Genomic DNA, 14346 nt, shown 5'->3' with positions numbered 1-14346 from the left:
ACTCGACCTCGGTCGCGCCCATCGTGACGTACAGGCAATCCTTGTTGCCAAGCGTAAAGCTTTCGCCATCGACGGTGACGATGCCCTCGGCGCTGCCGACATTGACCACCGCCATCTCGCGCCGCTCGAGGAAGGGATGACCTTCGGCCGATTTCGGCTCGGTCTGCGCCGGCAGCTTCACCGGCGCATCGGCCACCGCGACGCCGCCGATCACGAAGCGATCGGCATGGGTGTAGTTCAGCACGCATTCGCCATCGCGGAACAGTCCGCCGATCAGATAGCGGTCGCGCAATTCCTCGTTGGACACGCATTCCATCATGTCGGGATGGGTGGCGTAATAGGTGCGGTCGAACATCGGCTTCTCTCCTGCATGGCGCATTTCGGATTTGCGAAAGTCGGTAATCGGTGTCACGTTTTTTTGCAATCGATCAGGTCGCAGGCGGCGCGACCGAGGATCGCCGGATCAGCGTCGAGCTGAAAAAAGCGGCTTCCTTGGCCGCTTCTTCCTCGTCCCCGATCAGTTTCAGCGCGGCGGCGCGCGCCATCGCGGCGATCGGCCAGCGCACCGTCGTCAGCGAAGGCCAGACATGCGAGGCGATCGGCGTATCGTCAAACCCTATGATCGACAGGTCTGCCGGCACTTCCAGCCCGCGCTGGTCGGCGATATGCATCGTGCCGATCGCCATTTCGTCGTTCGAGGCGAAAATCGCGGTCGGGCGCGGTGCCAGATCGAGCAGGCGTTCGGCGGCGCGCTTGCCGCCTTCAAAGCGATAATCCCCCTGCGCGATCCAGGCGCGGTCGATGGCGATGCCGGCGGCGGTCAGCGCATCCTCATAGCCCAATTGCCGTTCGTGCGCCGATCGGAACCCAGCCGGCCCGGCGATCATGCAGATGCGGCGATGACCGGCGGCAATCAGATATTCGATCGCGCCGCGCACCACGTCGCGATCGTTCGAGGCGACCATATGCTCGGGCACGTCGAGCGTCGCCGAACCCATGCGGACATAGCGGCAGCCGATCGACGCGCAAAGCGCTGCAAGTGCATCGTTTTCCGAGATCGGCGGCAGCAGCATCACGCCATAGGGCCGCTGCCGCTCAAGGAAATTGCGAATGTCCTCCTGCATGTCGGGCATGCCGCGATCGACCGGATGCAGCAGCAGTTCGAATTCGGTACCGCGCAGCATTTCGAGCAACCCCTGCTGCACCCCCAGCACCATCTGACCATTAGGATTGTCGTGGATCAGCGCGATCAGGAAATTGCGCCGCAGCGCCAGCGCCCGCGCCTGCGGATTGGGGATATAGCCGAGCTCGGCGATGACCTCTTCCACCCGCTGCCGGGTTTCCTCGATCACCAGCGGCGAGCGGTTGATCACCCGACTCACCGTTTTCTTCGACACCTGCGACAGTCGGGCGACGTCATTGATCGTGGGCTGCCCGGTCTTTTTCATGCGCGTCAACCTATAGGAGAGAGCCGCCCCAACAATCCATAGCAGAAACAAACTTGTTCATGACACCGGTTTTCATTACGGCTATCGGGACAAGACAAGTCTTCGGAGGGGCCATGGCCAGTCACAACCCTATCGCACGCGCGTTTGTCGAGGCGCGGCGTGCGGCACGCGCGTTGCCGGAATATCCCGGCGACAAACCGACCACGCTGGCCGCGGCCTATGCCATCCAGGATCAGGCGATCGGCTATGACGGGCGCGCGGTCATCGGCTGGAAAGTCGGCCGCATCAACGCGCCGGTGGATGCCCTGCTCGGCACCAATCGGCTGGCCGGACCGATTTTCGCCGACCAGCTTACCCTGCAATCGGGTGGCCACACCCCCGCCACCCTGCCGATCATCGCCGACGGCTTCGCAGCCGCCGAAGCCGAATATTGCGTGCGGATCGGAAAGACGCCCACGCCGGGCAAATTGGCCTGGACACTCGACGAGGTAATCGATCTGATCGACGCCGTGCATATCGGCATCGAAATCGCCAGCTCGCCTTATCCGGGCATCAACACCGATGGGCCATTGGTGACGATCAGCGATTTCGGCAATAATTATGGGCTGTTGATCGGCGATGCCGTGCCCGATTGGCGATCGCTTGCCTTTCTCGATTGGGCGGTGGTGTCGCGGATCGGCGGCGAAATCGTCGGCGAGGCGACGGCGCGCACCATGCTCGACGGGCCGATCGGTGCGGTCGCGTTTCTGATCGAATCGCTGGCGGCGCGCGGCATGACGTTGCAGCCGGGGCAATGGGTGTCGTCGGGCGCGGTCACCGGCGTTCATCCGGTGGTGCCGGGCGATGCCTTCACCGCTGATTTCGGCGAATTGCGGACAGGCTGCACGATCGATGCGGCCACCGTGCGAGAGATGATGCAATTGGAGACGGGGCATGGACGCGAGCAAGACTGACAGTATCGAACGCGCGGTCGCCCGGTCGGGCCGCTATCGCTGGGGCATCGTCTCGCTGTTGTTCATGGCGACAGTGATCAACTACATCGATCGCCAGATGATCGGCGTGCTAAAGCCCACGCTCTCGGCCGAACTCGGCTGGACCGAAACCGATTACGCCAACGTCATCTTCTTTTTCCAGATGGCCTATGCGATCGGCTATATCGGCTTTGGCCGGCTGGTCGATGTGATCGGCGCGCGGATGGGCTATGCCGTCGCCTTCGTCATCTGGCAGTTGGCGCATATCGCGCATGGCGGCGCGTATAGCGTCACCCAGTTCGCGATGGCGCGCTTCGGCCTTGGCATCGGCGAAGCGGGCAACTTCCCGGCGGGGATCAAGGCGGTGACCGAATGGTTTCCGGCCAAGGAGCGCGCTTTTGCGATCGGCGTGTTCAACGCAGGGGCAAACATCGGCGCGATCATCACCCCGCTGGTCGTGCCGGTAATCACCGTCGCCTATGGCTGGCGCATGGCGTTCGTGATCACCGGCGTTGCCAGCTTCGTCTGGCTGATCGCCTGGCTGCTGCTGTATCGCCGCCCGCGCGAACATCCCAAGGTTTCCGAAGGCGAACTGGCGTGGATCGAGCAGGATCCGGCCGATCCGGGCACCACGATCGGCTGGCGCCGGATCGCCACCCGCCGCGAAACCTGGGCGTTTGCGCTGGGCAAGTTCTTTATCGATCCGATCTGGTGGTTCTTCCTGTTCTGGCTGCCGGGCTATCTGGGCGATCGCTATGACCTCGACCTGCTGAGCTTCGGGCCGCCGCTGGTAGCGGTGTATCTGCTGTCCGACGTGGGCAGCGTCGCCGGGGGCTGGTTTTCGTCGCGGCTTATCGCGGGCGGACGATCGGTGAACTATGCACGTAAGTTGACCATGTTGATCTGCGCCTTTGCCGTGACGCCGATATTCTTTGCCCAATCGATCGACAATCTGTGGCTGGCGGTATTGGTCATCGGCATCGCCACCGCCGCGCATCAGGCATTTTCGGCCAATCTCTACACCCTACCGTCGGACCTGTTTCCGCGTGCGGCAGTGGGATCGGTGGTGGGGATCGGCGGCACGGTTGGCGCGATCGGCGGCATGTTGATGGCGAAATATGCCGGTTTCGTGCTCGACGGCATCGGCAGCTATGCGCCGTTGTTCTTCGTTGCCGGCTCGGCCTATTTCCTGGCGCTGCTGGCGGTGCAGCTTCTGTCGCCGCGCCTGGAGCGCGTGCCCGACCTGTAGGGCAAACCCCGGGCGAGCAGCGGTCTGCTCGCCCGCCCGCCCCTTACCGGAGCCTTGGCCATGTCCCTCACTCGCCGCGAAGTCATGGCCACCGGCGCAGGCCTGGCTACCGCCATTGCCGCCCCGCCCCTGCGCGCGAGCAGTGACCCGCCCGTTCCCGATTACGCGCGCGGCTATGATAACCAGCGGATCGCCGATCTGGGCGACGGACGGTTCCTGAACCCGCTGATGGCGGGCGACCATCCCGATCCGACGATCCTCAAGGATGGTCGCGATTATTACATGACCTTCTCCACCTTCGATTCCTATCCGGGGCTGGTGATCTGGCATTCGCGCGATCTGGTGAACTGGACGCCGCGCACCGCCGCGTTGACCACCAATATCGGATCGGTCTGGGCACCCGAACTCACCAAGCACGGCAACCGCTATTTCCTCTATATCCCCACCAAGAACCCCACCACAAACTGGGTCATCTGGGCCGATTCGATCGACGGGCCATGGTCCGAACCGATCGACCTGCACCTGCCCCGCCACATCGATCCCGGCCATGCGGTGGGCGAGGACGGATCGCGCTGGTTGTTCCTGTCGGGCGGGGATCGCATCCGGCTGGCAGATGATGGTCTGTCGACGCTCGGCGCGGTCGAGCATGTCTATGATCCCTGGCACTATCCCGGCGATTGGGACGTCGAAGGATTCAGTCCCGAAGGGCCGAAGGTGCTGCGCCACGGCGGCTATTTCTACCTCGTCACCGCAGTCGGCGGCACCGCCGGCCCACCGACCGGGCATATGGTGATCGCCGCACGATCGACATCAATCCACGGCCCCTGGGAGCATCATCCGGGTAACCCGCTGGTCCGCACCACCTCGCTCGCCGAGAAATGGTGGTCGCGCGGCCATGCCACTTTGGTCGAGGCACCCGATGGCGGCTGGTGGTCGGTCTATCACGGCTATGAGAATGGCTATTGGACGCTTGGGCGGCAGACCCTGCTCGATCCGGTCGAATGGACCGCCGATGGCTGGTTTCGCATGACCGGCGGTGACCTGTCGCAACCGATCGCCAAGCCCGGCGGCGGCGGCGGCGGCGCGGCGCTGCGCCACGGCCAGAAGCTGTCCGACGATTTCGCGACTCTGGCCTATGGCACCAAATGGAATTTCTTCCGCCCCGCCCCCACCGAGCGCGCCCGAGCACGGGTGGAGGGCGGCGCATTGCTGCTCGATGCCAGCGGCAAGGCGCCGTCTGACGGCGCGCCGCTGCTGCTGATCGCGGGCGACACCGCCTATCGCTTCGAATGCGACATCGAAATCGCGCCGGGCGGCACCGCGGGGCTGATCCTGTTTTACGATGACCAATTATATTGCGGGCTTGGGTTCGACGAGCAGCGCTTCGTCACCCACCAATATGGCATCGAGCGCGGACGCCCCGCCAATCCGCATGGCCGGCGGATGCGGATGCGGGTGACCAATGATCGCCACATCGTCTCCTTCCACACCAGCGCCGATGGCGGGCGAAGCTGGTCGCGGTTCGACCGGGGGATGGAGGTATCGGGCTATCACCACAATGTGCGGGGCGGCTTTCTGATGCTGCGGCCGGGGCTGTATTCCGCTGGCCAAGGCACCGCCCGCTTTCGCGATTTCCGCTTCACCGCGCTTTAGCCCGGAGGCGGCGTCACCGAAGCGCGGCGGATCAACGTCGATCCGAACGGCGACAGGCCGCTCGCCTCGTCGGCAGGGCCAGGGCCGGGGCCGCCGATCAGCATCTGTGCCGCTGCCCGCGCCATCGCGATCATCGGCCAGCGAACCGTCGTCAATGGCGGCAACAGATGCGATGCGATCGCGGTATCGTCGAAACCGATGATCGACAGGTCACGTGGAATATGCAGCCCGCGTTGGCGAGCGACATGCACCGCGCCCGCCGCCATTTCATCGTTCGAACAAAATAATGCCGTCGGGCGCGGCGACATGTCGAACAATCGCTCTGCCGCGCGCATCCCCGAATCGAAGGTGTAATCGCCCTGCGCCGTCAGCGCCCGATCAAAGGCGATGCCGGCACGCGCCAGCGCCTCCTGATAGCCCGCCTGCCGTTCCATCGCCGATCGAAACCCCGCCGGCCCCAGGATCATGCCGATCCGGCGATGCCCCGCCTCGATCAGATGCTCGACCGCGCCGCGCACCGCTTCGCGGTCGTTCGATGCGATCATGTGATCGGGATTGTCGAACGAAGCCGATCCCATGCGGACATAACGGCAGCCGATCGCCGCGCATAACTCGGCCAGGCTGTCATTCTCCGAAATCGGCGGCAGCAACAACACGCCATAGGGCCGCTGCCGCTCCAGAAACTGGCGGATCTCCTCGAGCATCGTCGCCGATCCGCGATTGACCGGATGCACCAGCAATTCGAATTCGGTGTCGCGCAATATCTCAAGCACGCCCTGCTGCACCTTCAGCACCATCTGGGCATTGGGATTGTCGTGGATCAGCGCGATCAGGAAATTGCGCCGCAGCGCCAAGGCACGCGCCTGTGGATTGGGCACATAGCCAAGGTCGCGGATCACCTGCTGCACCCGCTTGCGCGTTTCCTCGTTCAGCCGCGGCGACTGGTTGATGACCCAGCTGACCGTCTTTTTCGACACGCCGGCAACCCGCGCGACATCGGTAATGGTGGGCTGAACGCCTTCTTTCATGCCCGGGTTATACCCAGCCGGGCGCAAATAAAAACCCAACCGATCATCAGGACCGGCTGGGTTTTTATGGTGGGCGCGGCAAGGATTGAACTTGCGACCCCTGCGATGTCAACACAGTGCTCTACCACTGAGCTACGCGCCCCCAGTGGGAGCGAAGCCATTAGCGAGGGTCGCGCGCCGGTGCAAGCGGGTAAAATGCGCTTGGCCGCGTCCGAGCCATCAATTGCGGCTGGGAATGGTATCCATTTCAAACAGCCGGTCGATTTCCATCACCAGGTCGCGCAGGTGAAACGGCTTTGACAGCACCCGCGCCTGCGGCATCGCCTTGCCCGCCTTCAGCGTCACCGCGGCAAAGCCGGTGATGAACATCACGCGCATGTCGGGCGCGATCTCGCCTGCGCGCTGCGCCAGTTCGATCCCGTCCATTTCGGGCATCACGATGTCGGTGAGCAACAGGTCATAGGGTTCGGCCTCGAGCAGCGGGATCGCCGCCGTGCCGCGATCGACCGCGCTGACGAAATAACCCGAACGCTGCAATGCGCGCGTCAGATATTCGCGCATGACATTGTCATCTTCGGCCAGCAAAATCCTGTACATCGCGTCCCCGTCCCTGCCGGCCCCGGCGGCTGGCGCACTCTATGCGGCAAGCCCTTAACATTTTCCAGCAGACGCTGTGCCCGATGCGCCGCGATGCAGTCCCAGTACGGCATTGTCGGCGCGAGTGGCAGCGTTTAGCGTTCCGACAGTGAAAGACGCCGTGGCACCCCCAAGCTTTGACCGGTTCGGTCCTGCCGATCCGGTATCGCCGGTAGTGCTGTCGGTGCCGCATGCCGGGCGTGACTATCCGCCGGCGATGCTGGGGGCGATCCGCCTGCCGCTTGCGGCGCTGCTGCCGCTGGAGGACCGCTATGTCGATTCGATCGCCCATGCCGCGCGCCGCGATGAAACCATGCTGGTCGCGCGCCGCGCCCGCGCCTGGATCGACCTGAACCGCGGCGAGCATGAACGCGACCCCCGCATCGACGAAGGCGTATCGGCACAGGCGATGCCAGCCGAGTCGGCAAAGCTGAAGGGCGGGCTGGGGCTGATCCCGCGCCGCGCCGGGGTGTCGGGCGATGTCTGGCGGCGGCGGCTGCGTGCCGAGGAAGTGATGGCGCGGATCGTCGAGGATCACCGCCCTTATCACCAGGCGCTGCGCCAGACGCTGGCGGCGGCGCGGCGGCGTTTCGGCGTTGCGGTCCTGCTAGACATTCATTCGATGCCGACCCTGGCGGGCGATACCCCCGCGCGGATCGTGCTGGGCGATCGCTTCGGTGCCAGCGCCGGATCGCACGTCCTCGAACGGGCCGAGCGCGCAGCGGCGGCCAGCGGGCTTCGGCTGGCGATCAACGCGCCTTATGCCGGCGGCCACATCCTCGATACCCATGGCGCGCCAGCCGCCGGGGTGCATGCGATCCAGATCGAATTCGACCGGACGCTGTACCTCGATCCGACGACCCTCACCGCCAACGAAGGCGCACAGCGGCTTGGCCGCACGTTGCGAGCGATGATCGATGCGGTGCTCGACGAAGTCGCGCCGATCGCCGCCGCCGCCGAGTAAACCAGTCCCCGCCGCCAACGCGGCACATAAAAAAACCACCTCGTGCGAAACCGCACGAGGTGGCCTAGGTTCAGGGAGGAGACACACCTGAAAGGTGTGTCGCACGATCCCGCGAAAGGGGGGACACGAGACCGCGTACCAACAATATAGGCGACATATCCGGGTGCGACAAGGCTTTCGCCAAATGATCGCTAAGCCACTGTGAACCAACGGCGAAATTTGCCGCGATCGCCACCTGCGGCGACCGCGGCCCCCGGTGTCAATTCAGCGGTTGACCCATCAGCGGCTGTGGCTGCTGCGGCAGCTTGCCCTGCTGCATCTGCTTGGCGAACAGATCGCGCATCAGGCTGAGCGAGAACAGGTGCGCGTACACCAATGGCAGGATGCCGTTCTGCGTCAGCTTGCGAAGCTGGTCGCCGCGCAGATCGTTCAGCTTCTTTTCGTCGACCATCTGGAAACCGCGATAGACGAAAGGCTGCGCACCCTCGGGCTGGATCGAGATTTCGCCGTCCATCATGATGCCAAGCTCTTTCAGCTCGCGCATGAACTGGCCGGTACGCTGGCCCGCCTGCTCGAACTGCTCGGCAAAGCTCAAAATGCCCTTGGTCAGCTCGGTCGGCTCGCCATTTTCGAACAGACGCTCGCCATCCTCGAACGCGCCGATCGTCTCCGACGTCGGATCGAAGCACAGCGACAATTCGTCGGTGTCGGGCCGCAGCTTGGCCAGCAGATAAGGGTAACGGCGGATATAAGCGGGGACGTACACGTCGTTATCCACCAGCGCGCCGGTGTCGTCGATGAAGGTGTTGACGCCCTCGTTCAGGCCCATCAGCGCCAGCGGCACGGGATCGTCGCCCGCCGAAAACACGATCGGCATGCGGCGCTGGACCAGCGGGAATTCCTCGACGGTCAGCGGCACCGCGTGATGCTGGGCAAGGAACGGCGCGACATTGGCCGGACGCACGCGGAAATCGGCATGGGTCTGGCTCGAAAGCGGCTCGAGGTTGTTGTAGAAAAGGGGCAGCGATTGCGACTGCGGCACGGTGGCCATCTTACTCTCCCGGACGAATGAAAGTCCGGCGCGCTCTAGGTTGCAGACCGGTCGGGCGCAAGGGACACGAGTTTACCCGGATTGAAAAGCCCCTGCGGATCGAATGCGGTCTTGATCGCGCGCAGCATCGTCAGTCGCGCCGGCGGCCCCAGCCGGGCGAGTTCGTCGCGCTTCATCTGGCCGATGCCATGCTCGGCCGAAATCGACCCGCCCGCCGCTACGACCAGATCATGGACGAAGCGCGTGGCGAGCGGCGCATCTTCGGCATACCAGCGCTCAGGGTCGACGCCGGCGGGCGCGCGCACATGGAAATGGACATTGCCGTCGCCCAGATGCCCAAACGCGGTGGCATGCGTGCCGGGAAAGCGCGCCTCGACCGCCGCCGCTGCCTCGATCATGAAGCGCGGCATCGCCGGTACCGGCACCGAAATATCATGCTGCGCCGCCGGTCCGGTCGCCCGCTCGGCAGCCGACAGCGAATCACGCAGCGTCCAAAATGCTTCGGCCTGCGCTTCGCTGACGGCGATCGTCGCATCGGCGATCAGCCCGTCGGCGATCGCATCGGCCAGCAGCGGCTCGATCACGGCGGCAGGATCGGCACCGGCATCGCCGCTCACCGCTTCGATCAGCACATGCCAGCGATGCGTGCCCGCAACCGGCGAGCGGCCGCCGGGCACATGCGCGATCGCCAGTGCCAGCGTGTCGCCGGGGATGATCTCGAAGCTTTCGACCAGATCGGTCCGCGCCTCGATCCGCCGCAACAGCGCCAGCGCATCCTGCGGCGATGCCAGCCCCGCCCATGCCACCGCGCGCACCGCGATGGCGGGCACCAGCGTCAATGCAGCGGCGGTGACGATCCCCAGCGTCCCCTCGGCCCCCACCAGCAACTGGTCTAGGTCATAGCCGCGATTATCCTTTTTCAGCGACGACAGCCCGTCATGCACCGATCCATCGGGCAGCACCGCCTCGATCCCGGTCACCAGCCGCCGCATCGTGCCGAATCGCAGCACCTGCGTACCGCCGGCGTTGGTCGACACCAGCCCGCCGATCGTCGCCGATCCGCGCGCGCCCAGCGTCAGCGGGAATCGCATCCCCTCGGCATCGGCGGCGGCATGCAGCTCGGCCAGGATCACCCCGGCTTCAGCCACCGCCCGCCCTTCATCGCGCGACACCGATCGAATGCGGTTCAGCCGCCGCAGCGACAGGATAAGCGCGCTGCCATCGCTTGGCGGAGTAGCACCCCCCACCATCGACGTATTGCCCCCCTGCGGCACCAGCGCGACGCCATGCTCCGCCGCCAGCGCGACGATCGACGCAACGCCAGCGGTATCAGCGGGCTGCAATATCGCGGGCGTCCGGCCGTGGTAACGACCGCGCCAGTCGGTCAGCCAGGGCGCGATCAGGTCGGGATCGTCGATCACCGCCCGCTCGCCCAAGCGCAAGCGAACCGCCGCGATCATCATGGACTGGGCTGGTGTCATCGTTCGACAGCGATTAGCATGGAGGCGCCCGGATGGGCAATTCATCGAAGGTTCAACCCTACGGCCGCACTATAGCGATTGATGGTGTATGTATTGGCGATACCCTTCCCCTTCCTGACGGCAATGGCGCTCGCCTTCGGGGCGCAACCGGCATGGCAGGCACAGGTTCGCCCGACAGAGCCGACACCGCCGCCATCGGTTCGCATCCGCCAGCGAATCACCATTCGGGTGGCACGCATCGCTGCGCCGCGCACCCCGATCGCCGCCGCCGCGCCGATCCCACCGATCAGTTGGGTGGAGCATGCAGGCGAGCAATGTCTGCCGATGACTTCACTGGCCGGTGCCGCGATTACCCGCCCCGACAGCGTCGATCTGGTGCTGGCGGGGGGCAAGCGTATCCGCGCCAAATTGGGCGGCGATTGCCCGGCACTTGCCTTTTACCGCGGCTTCTCGGTCGAACGGACCAGCGATGGCCAGCTTTGCGCGCGACGCGATACGATCCGCTCGCAATCGGGCAGCACGTGCCAAATCGAGGATTTTCGAGCGTTGGTGCCCACCCGCTGACGCGCAAAACTTGACAATCCGGCGCAAATCCGCGACCGATTTTAAACCTGCGGGTGCATTGAGCGCCCGCGATTTCCGGACATTCGCATGAGCTTTGCCGATCTCGGCCTGTCTGACGAACTACTGCGTGCCGTCAATGAATCGGGTTATACCGAACCGACGCCGATTCAGGCGAGCGCTATCCCCTCGGTCCTGATGATGCGCGACCTGATCGGGATCGCCCAGACCGGCACCGGCAAGACCGCGTCGTTCGTGCTGCCGATGATCGACATCCTGGCACAGGGGCGCAGCCGCGCACGGATGCCGCGCTCGCTGATCCTCGAGCCGACTCGCGAACTCGCCGCGCAGGTGGCCGAGAATTTCGAGAAATACGGCAAATATTCGGGCCTTTCGATGGCGCTGCTGATCGGCGGCGTTTCGATGGGCGACCAGATGGCGGCGCTCGAAAAGGGCGTCGACGTGCTGATCGCCACGCCGGGCCGGCTGATGGACCTGTTCGGTCGCGGCAAGATCCTGCTCACCGGCTGTTCGCTGCTGGTGATCGATGAGGCCGATCGGATGCTCGATATGGGGTTCATCCCCGATATCGAGGAAATCTGCACCAAGCTGCCAAAGGCGCGCCAGACGCTGTTGTTCTCGGCCACGATGCCGCCGCCGATCAAGAAGCTGGCCGACAAGTTTCTCGACAATCCAAAGATGATCGAGGTGTCGCGCCCGGCGTCGAGCAATCTCAGCATCGCCCAATATCTGGTGCCGCTGAAGTCCGACGCCAAGCGCGCGATGCTGTCGACATTGCTGCAACAGGAAGAGGTTCGCACCGCGATCATCTTTTGCAACCGCAAGACGACGGTGCGCGAACTCAACAAGAGCCTTCGCCGCTTGGGCCTGGCGTCGAGCGAAATTCATGGCGACATGGACCAGTCGGCGCGGCTGGCCGAACTCGATCGCTTCAAGCGCGGCGAAGTGACCATCCTCGTCGCCTCCGACGTCGCCGCGCGCGGGCTGGACATCAAGGGCGTCAGCCATGTCTTCAATTTCGACGCGCCCTGGCATCCCGATGATTATGTCCATCGCATCGGCCGCACTGGTCGCGCTGGCGCTACCGGGGTCGCCTACACCTTCGTAACGCCCGAAGATGCCGAGAATGTCGCGAATATCGAAAAGCTGCAGGGGCAAAAGATCGAGCGGTTGAAGGTCGCTGCGGCGCCCGTCCCCGCCCCGGTCGATACGCCGGTGGCAGACGCACCGCAACGCGAACGAACCCCGCGCCGGGGCGCCAAACCGCGGACTTCGGCCCCGAGCTTCGAGCCCGAAATCGCAGCGGCCTTGCCCGAACCGATCGCCGACGATCCCCTGCCCGCCGAAATCGTCCGCCCGCCACGCGAAGAGCGCCGTCCCCGCGACGAACAACGCGCACGCGACGACCATCGCGCACGCGAGGATCAACGCCCGCGTCAGGATCGCCAGCCGCGCGATGAAGGGCGCTCGCGCCGCAGCGACCGCGCCGCCGCCTATCGCGATCGCGCGGTCGATGATCAGCCCGACGATGGCTGGAACGGCCCGTTCCCGGCGTTCCTAGAAGTCACGCTGAATCGCTGAAGCCGCCATGGCCGCCGCCGATTTCATCGCCTTCCCCCCGCCCAAGGTGGAAAGCCCGTGCATCCTGGTATGCGCGCTCGACAAGGCTACCGGCTGGTGCCTGGGGTGCGGGCGCAGCGGCGACGAGATCGCATGCTGGTCGGCCAACGACAATGCAGGCCGCCAGCGCGTGCTCGATCAACTCCCCGCGCGCATGCAGCAGCTTGCGCGGGATTAGCTAGCTATCGACTGCGCCGGCCACGCTTTTCCCCGGCATAGCGGATCACTTCTTCGGTAACCGTCGTCGTCACCACCGGGTGGCCATAAGTGATCGTCGTCGTCGTGACCGGCGGATAATAATAGCCGTTGGCGATATAGCCGGGCGTGGTGGTCACCGTCTGCGGCTGCGGGACGGTGCCGTGCGGGTAGCTGGTCGTCGTGATGGTCTTCACGGTGCGGGCGGCCTGCCGCATCGGCTGCGCGCGATGCTCGGCACGACGTTCGCTCGGCAGCGGCTGCACCACCTCGCTGCGCGGACCATAGCGCACCGCCGCCGGAGCCTGCGCCACTACAGGTGCCTGCACCGGCGGCGCATCGGCATAATATTCGTGCGCGTACACCTGGTCATAATCGACATAGGCGCGGCCGTCGCGGTCCCATTCGACGCCGGCGACCGAATCCTGCACATAGCCGCGTTCATCGACCAGTACGGCATCGTCATAGTAACGATACCAGCCATAGCCCGGCTGCGGCGCGCCAAGCCCATAAGCGGCGAAGTCGGCGATGTAGAAGCTCGGCTGCACCCAATAAGACGGAATGCCATAACCACGTACCGGGCGGCGATACGCCTCCCAGCCGCCGGGCGCGCGATAGCCCGCAACCCAGCGGCCCTGATAGCGATCGCCCCAGCGCGCCTGCTGCGGCATCGGGCGAGTCGCCGCTACCCGCTGCGTTGGCTGTCGGGCACCCGCCTGGGGCTGTTGGGCAACCGCGACGGCACCGAACGGGACCGTCGACACCAGCACCGCCGTCATCATCAAGCTTCGCATCACGCCCCGTTGCTCCCTGCCCACCGTAAATTTACGGTTTCTTAACAGGTCACATCAGCAGCCGCGAATCGCGTCAGCCTACCCCGGCGTCCCTTATCGGGGCAGGTCGATCCGCGGGGCCAGCATCGCCATCAGCGCCTCGCACCCCTTGGCATCCTCGGCATCGAAACGCCCCGGCACCGGGCTGTCGAGGTCGAGTACCCCCAGCAACACCCCATCACGAACGATCGGCACCACCAGCTCGGATCGGCTGGCGGCGTCGCAGGCGATGTGGCCGGGGAAGGCGTGGACATCGGCGACCACCTGCGTCTCCAGCGTCGCCGCCGCCGCGCCGCACACGCCCTTGCCGAACGCGATCCGAATGCACGCGGCCTTCCCCTGGAACGGCCCAAGCACCAGCTCGCCCCCGACGACGCGGTAAAACCCCGCCCAATTCAGGTCGGGCAGATATTGCCACAGCAACGCCGCCGCATTGGCCATATTGGCGATGCTATCACGCTCATCGGCGGTCAGCGCGTCGAGCGCTTTTGCGAGGTCGCGATAAAGGTCGGATTTCTCGGTGGCGGTGATGGTGAAATCGTACATGGCGGCGCTTTCGTGGATTGGCTTAATCCCCGCCCCTTACCCCTTTCGTGCTGGGCTTGTCGAAGGGCGAACGGGGTAAGGGGCACCCC

14 protein-coding genes, 1 tRNA gene and 1 pseudogene are annotated in these 14346 nt (G+C 64.9%); 7 read left to right on the top strand and 9 right to left on the bottom strand.

Features of this window, described 5'->3' with window-relative positions; genetic code table 11:
- Positions 1 to 355: pseudogene (locus QU44_RS11185) on the bottom strand (5-dehydro-4-deoxy-D-glucuronate isomerase); the annotation flags it as partial.
- A gap of 73 nt (positions 356 to 428) precedes the next feature.
- A complete protein-coding gene (locus tag QU44_RS11180; RefSeq protein ID WP_033922235.1) occupies positions 429 to 1448 on the bottom strand; it encodes a LacI family DNA-binding transcriptional regulator in 1020 nt (339 codons plus the stop codon).
- 113 nt (positions 1449 to 1561) lie between these two features.
- Between QU44_RS11180 and QU44_RS11175 the strand changes: the two genes are divergently transcribed.
- From QU44_RS11175 to QU44_RS11165, 3 genes are read left to right on the top strand one after another with little or no spacing between them, the layout of a single operon-like run.
- Entirely contained in the window at positions 1562 to 2401 is an 840-nt protein-coding gene (locus QU44_RS11175) for a 2-keto-4-pentenoate hydratase (RefSeq protein WP_052134707.1), read from the top strand.
- Entirely contained in the window at positions 2382 to 3668 is a 1287-nt protein-coding gene (locus QU44_RS11170; protein WP_033922233.1) for an MFS transporter, read from the top strand. The genes QU44_RS11175 and QU44_RS11170 overlap by 20 nt, the downstream gene beginning before the upstream one ends.
- 60 nt (positions 3669 to 3728) lie before the next feature.
- Entirely contained in the window at positions 3729 to 5321 is a 1593-nt protein-coding gene (locus tag QU44_RS11165; protein WP_033922231.1) for a family 43 glycosylhydrolase, read from the top strand.
- Here QU44_RS11165 and QU44_RS11160 read toward each other — a convergent pair.
- The 3 genes from QU44_RS11160 to cpdR all read right to left on the bottom strand — a co-directional run bounded on the left by QU44_RS11160 (position 5318) and on the right by cpdR (position 6946).
- Positions 5318 to 6349, bottom strand: a complete 1032-nt coding sequence (locus QU44_RS11160; protein WP_033922230.1) for a LacI family DNA-binding transcriptional regulator — start codon at positions 6347 to 6349, stop codon at positions 5318 to 5320. The two genes, QU44_RS11165 and QU44_RS11160, sit on opposite strands and share 4 nt — an antisense overlap.
- 67 nt (positions 6350 to 6416) lie before the next feature.
- Positions 6417 to 6491 (bottom strand) — tRNA-Val (locus QU44_RS11155).
- Positions 6492 to 6568: 77 nt separating this feature from the next.
- The gene (cpdR, locus tag QU44_RS11150; RefSeq protein WP_033922228.1) at positions 6569 to 6946 is read right to left on the bottom strand and encodes a cell cycle two-component system response regulator CpdR; all 378 of its coding nucleotides are present in this window, start codon (positions 6944 to 6946) and stop codon (positions 6569 to 6571) included.
- Between the two features lie 160 nt (positions 6947 to 7106).
- Between cpdR and QU44_RS11145 the strand changes: the two genes are divergently transcribed.
- Positions 7107 to 7949: an N-formylglutamate amidohydrolase gene (locus tag QU44_RS11145; RefSeq protein WP_231621717.1), complete on the top strand. Its 843-nt coding sequence runs from the start codon at positions 7107 to 7109 to the stop codon at positions 7947 to 7949.
- A 259-nt stretch (positions 7950 to 8208) separates the two neighbouring features.
- On the opposite strand, the gene QU44_RS11140 is transcribed toward QU44_RS11145, so the two are convergent.
- Entirely contained in the window at positions 8209 to 9000 is a 792-nt protein-coding gene (locus tag QU44_RS11140) for a SapC family protein (RefSeq protein ID WP_033922226.1), read from the bottom strand.
- Positions 9001 to 9035: 35 nt separating this feature from the next.
- Positions 9036 to 10481, bottom strand: a complete 1446-nt coding sequence (locus tag QU44_RS11135; RefSeq protein ID WP_052134704.1) for an FAD-binding oxidoreductase — start codon at positions 10479 to 10481, stop codon at positions 9036 to 9038.
- Between the two features lie 93 nt (positions 10482 to 10574).
- Between QU44_RS11135 and QU44_RS11130 the strand changes: the two genes are divergently transcribed.
- The 3 genes from QU44_RS11130 (at position 10575) to QU44_RS11120 (ending at position 12861) form a co-directional block, all read left to right on the top strand.
- Positions 10575 to 11045 carry a hypothetical protein gene (locus QU44_RS11130; protein ID WP_156141100.1) on the top strand — a complete coding sequence of 157 codons (471 nt, stop codon included), beginning with the start codon at positions 10575 to 10577 and terminating at the stop codon, positions 11043 to 11045.
- 87 nt (positions 11046 to 11132) lie between these two features.
- Positions 11133 to 12644, top strand: coding sequence for a DEAD/DEAH box helicase (locus tag QU44_RS11125; RefSeq protein WP_033922223.1), 1512 nt, complete (start codon positions 11133 to 11135; stop codon positions 12642 to 12644).
- 7 nt (positions 12645 to 12651) lie between these two features.
- A complete protein-coding gene (locus tag QU44_RS11120) occupies positions 12652 to 12861 on the top strand; it encodes a DUF1289 domain-containing protein (RefSeq protein WP_052134698.1) in 210 nt (69 codons plus the stop codon).
- Between the two features lie 4 nt (positions 12862 to 12865).
- Here the strand turns inward: QU44_RS11120 and QU44_RS11115 are convergent, their stop codons facing one another.
- Together QU44_RS11115 and QU44_RS11110 are read right to left on the bottom strand one after the other, a co-directional pair.
- Positions 12866 to 13672 (bottom strand): RcnB family protein, encoded by an 807-nt coding sequence (locus QU44_RS11115; RefSeq protein ID WP_052134697.1) that lies wholly within the window; start codon positions 13670 to 13672, stop codon positions 12866 to 12868.
- 93 nt (positions 13673 to 13765) lie between these two features.
- Positions 13766 to 14257 (bottom strand): GAF domain-containing protein, encoded by a 492-nt coding sequence (locus QU44_RS11110; protein WP_033922221.1) that lies wholly within the window; start codon positions 14255 to 14257, stop codon positions 13766 to 13768.
- Positions 14258 to 14346 lie beyond the last annotated feature (89 nt).

Source organism: Sphingomonas sp. 37zxx (assembly GCF_000786205.1).
Lineage (GTDB): Bacteria > Pseudomonadota > Alphaproteobacteria > Sphingomonadales > Sphingomonadaceae > Sphingomonas.
The sequence above is the reverse complement of the archived record's forward strand: the minus strand, read 5'-3'. Positions and strand labels throughout refer to the sequence as shown.

Excerpts from the sequence above, each read along its gene's own strand:
- QU44_RS11125 (WP_033922223.1), top strand. The coding sequence starts at position 11,133 with ATGAGCTTTGCCGATCTCGGCCTGTCTGACGAACTACTGCGTGCCGTC.
- QU44_RS11170 (WP_033922233.1), top strand. The coding sequence starts at position 2,382 with ATGGACGCGAGCAAGACTGACAGTATCGAACGCGCGGTCGCCCGGTCG.
- QU44_RS11160 (WP_033922230.1), bottom strand. The coding sequence starts at position 6,349 with ATGAAAGAAGGCGTTCAGCCCACCATTACCGATGTCGCGCGGGTTGCC.
- QU44_RS11180 (WP_033922235.1), bottom strand. The coding sequence starts at position 1,448 with ATGAAAAAGACCGGGCAGCCCACGATCAATGACGTCGCCCGACTGTCG.
- QU44_RS11165 (WP_033922231.1), top strand. The coding sequence starts at position 3,729 with ATGTCCCTCACTCGCCGCGAAGTCATGGCCACCGGCGCAGGCCTGGCT.
- QU44_RS11140 (WP_033922226.1), bottom strand. The coding sequence starts at position 9,000 with ATGGCCACCGTGCCGCAGTCGCAATCGCTGCCCCTTTTCTACAACAAC.
- QU44_RS11110 (WP_033922221.1), bottom strand. The coding sequence starts at position 14,257 with ATGTACGATTTCACCATCACCGCCACCGAGAAATCCGACCTTTATCGC.
- QU44_RS11115 (WP_052134697.1), bottom strand. The coding sequence starts at position 13,672 with ATGCGAAGCTTGATGATGACGGCGGTGCTGGTGTCGACGGTCCCGTTC.
- QU44_RS11135 (WP_052134704.1), bottom strand. The coding sequence starts at position 10,481 with ATGACACCAGCCCAGTCCATGATGATCGCGGCGGTTCGCTTGCGCTTG.
- QU44_RS11120 (WP_052134698.1), top strand. The coding sequence starts at position 12,652 with ATGGCCGCCGCCGATTTCATCGCCTTCCCCCCGCCCAAGGTGGAAAGC.
- QU44_RS11175 (WP_052134707.1), top strand. The coding sequence starts at position 1,562 with ATGGCCAGTCACAACCCTATCGCACGCGCGTTTGTCGAGGCGCGGCGT.
- cpdR (WP_033922228.1), bottom strand. The coding sequence starts at position 6,946 with ATGTACAGGATTTTGCTGGCCGAAGATGACAATGTCATGCGCGAATAT.